A 2,589-nucleotide genomic window follows, 5' to 3' on the forward strand; every position below is an offset into this window, starting at 1 on the left:
TCTCGTGGCAATGCACATCCCCGGTGCCGAGGATGGCAAGCTGCAAGTCCTTGTTCACGAGCTCGGGCAGGGCCTCGGTGAATATGTCCAGACCCTTCTGCGAGGCGAGCCTCCCCACCATGCCGATCACGGGCGTGCTCTCGCGCATGGGCAGCTTCATCCTGATGCGCATCGCCTCCTTGCACTCCGATTTTCCCTTCAGCGATCGGGCGCTGAAATTGGCCGGTATGAGCGCATCGTTCAAGGGATTCCACACGCCGTAGTCCACGCCGTTGAGTATGCCGGAGAGAGAATTCTTCCTGGCCCTGAGTGCGTCGTCAAGCCCCATGCCCTGCTCGTGTGAGATTATCTCCTTTGCGTACTTTTTGCTGACCGTCGTTATCGCGTCTGAGAACGCTATCCCGCCTTTGAGAAAATTGACCTTGTCCCAGAACTCGAGCTTGTCGAACGTGAAGAGGTCCCAGCCCAGGCCGGTGATGTTCATGACCTGTTTCGGGAATACCCCCTGGTAGCCCATGTTGTGGATCGTGAGTATGGTCTTCACGTTGGCGAAGGCGCGATCCTTCGCGTAGATCGTCTTGAGATAGACCGGCACGAGGGCGGTCTGCCAGTCGTGGACGTGCACGATGTCCGGCTTGATCTTGAGCCTCGCTATCGCTTCGATCGCCGCGCGGGAGAAGAAGACGAAGCGCTGCGCGTTGTCGGGGTAGTCGCCGCCGGCAGTGCCGTAGATATTTTCCCGATCGAAAAAATAAGGCTCTGATATGAAATAGAACGTGGGGCCCAAGTCGAGCCTGGCCTTCATGACCCTCGCCTGCATCCTTATCCCGCCGACGTCCACGTCTATCGTGAGGTCCGGTTTCGCTGCGGGAGAGACGCCCAGGCCGAGCGTCTCGATCTTCCTGCCGTAGAACGGCATGATCACGAAGACCTGGTCTCCGAGCGAGGCCAGCGCTTGCGGGAGCGCGCCCACGACGTCGGCGAGCCCGCCTGTCTTCGCGAATGGGACCGCTTCTGATGCGATGTGGACTATTTTCATATCACGGGAGGCCGAGTTCCTTGAGGAACTGGGCCGAGACCTCAGGCGCCGTGGGGTTGATGTAGAATCCGGAGCCGCGTTCGAATCCCGCCACCCGCGTTATTCGCGGAGTTATCTCGATGTGCCAGTGATAATAGGGAAGCGTGGTCATGCTCACCGGCGAGGTGTGGAGCATGAAGTTGTACGGCGGGTAATCCAGCGCCTTGTTGAGCCTGTGGAGCGTCCGCTGGAAGAGGGAGGTGAGGTTCTTGAGCTCGCTCCTCGTGCAATCCTCATAGTGAGATCGGTGGTGTTTCGGCAGGACCCAGGTCTCGAACGGGAATCTGGGCGCGTACGGACACATGGCTATGAAGTCCTCGTTCTCGCTGACGACGCGCGTCTGTTCGTCTATCTCCTGGCTGACGATATCGCAGTATATGCAGCGTTCCTTGTATTCGTAGTAGTTCTTGGAGCCGAGCAACTCCTCCGCCACCGACTTCGGTATGATCGGCAGGGCGATGAGCTGCGAGTGGCTGTGGTCGAGGCTTGCGCCGGCGCCCAGGCCGTGGTTCTTGAATATCAGGATGTAGCGGAAGCGCGTGTCCTTCTTGAGGTCGATGATCCTGTCGCGGTACGCCCAGAGCACGTCCTGGAATCGCTCCTCGGGGAGATCGGCCAGCTGCTCATTGTGCTTTTGCGTCTCGATTATCACCTCGTGCGCGCCGATGCCGTTCATCTTGTCGTATATGCCGTCCGCGCGCCTGCCGAGCTCGCCTTCGATCATGAGCGCGGGGAACTTGTTGGGGACCACCCTGAGCGTCCAGTTCGTCCCCTGGGGGCCGGCGCCTTCAGCCCTGTAGGAGAGGACTTCGTGAGGCGTGTCGGTCTCGTTGCCGGCGTCGAACGGGCAGAAGCTGTTGTCGGCCTCGGGCATCGCGCGCTCCGCGGCGCTGAAGATGTTGATCGGTCTCTTGGCCCTCTCGGTAGATATGATCACCCAGCGGCTGACTATCGGGTCTTTCCTCAGTTCCGGCATATCGTCTCCTTTTCAGACTCCCCACATCCTGCGCTCGTAGGTTTCGTCCGGCACGACGAACTGTATATGCGAATATCGCCTGATCTCCACGCCCTTTCTGTAGAGCGCCAGTGTCACGGTCGCGTGGTCCTGGGTCTTGAGCTCCAGGTCGGCGTACTTGAAACAGACCTCGAAGATCGTCTTTGCGGCGAACTCCGGGTTGGGGCCGCCCTGCCTCTCGCCGTCGTCGTCGACCGGGTAGAGGCTTGCGCCCTCCGCGTCGGTCCTGACCTGAAACCAGCGGTGTCCTTTGATCGTATGTATCCCGATGGCAAGGCAATCGTCCGCTGCGAGCACAAACCCCTTCTCGCGCTCGATCGGCTCGATCCTGATATAGAACGCCTGTTCGTTGAAGCCGAAGGATATCGCTTCGAACGGGTCGATGGAGCTCTGGGCCATGGCGCCGCTGGTCCTGCCGTGCACCGTCATGCGCGCGGCGTTCGCCCACTCGAAGAAGGAGGTGTCCATGCCGTTGATGGTCGGTCTCACGAAGCCG

Annotated in this window: 3 protein-coding genes; all 3 read right to left on the minus strand. The window is 60.1% G+C overall.

Translation table 11 applies throughout. From position 1 onward, the window contains the following. A partial coding sequence (locus WC683_20770) for a glycogen/starch synthase (GenBank protein MFA4975045.1) occupies positions 1 to 1,039 on the minus strand: 1,039 nt, incomplete at its 3' end. Between the two features lies 1 nt (position 1,040). Next, positions 1,041 to 2,054: a galactose-1-phosphate uridylyltransferase gene (gene galT, locus WC683_20775; GenBank protein ID MFA4975046.1), complete on the minus strand. Its 1,014-nt coding sequence runs from the start codon at positions 2,052 to 2,054 to the stop codon at positions 1,041 to 1,043. 12 nt (positions 2,055 to 2,066) lie between these two features. After that, positions 2,067 to 2,589: hypothetical protein (locus tag WC683_20780; protein MFA4975047.1), on the minus strand; the 523-nt coding region annotated here is incomplete at its 5' end.

Source organism: bacterium (assembly GCA_041648665.1).
GTDB lineage: Bacteria > UBA10199 > UBA10199 > 2-02-FULL-44-16 > JAAZCA01 > JAFGMW01.

Bases quoted from the DNA above. Each gene is read 5' to 3' on its own strand.
- galT (MFA4975046.1), bottom strand. From the start codon at position 2,054: ATGCCGGAACTGAGGAAAGACCCGATAGTCAGCCGCTGGGTGATCATA.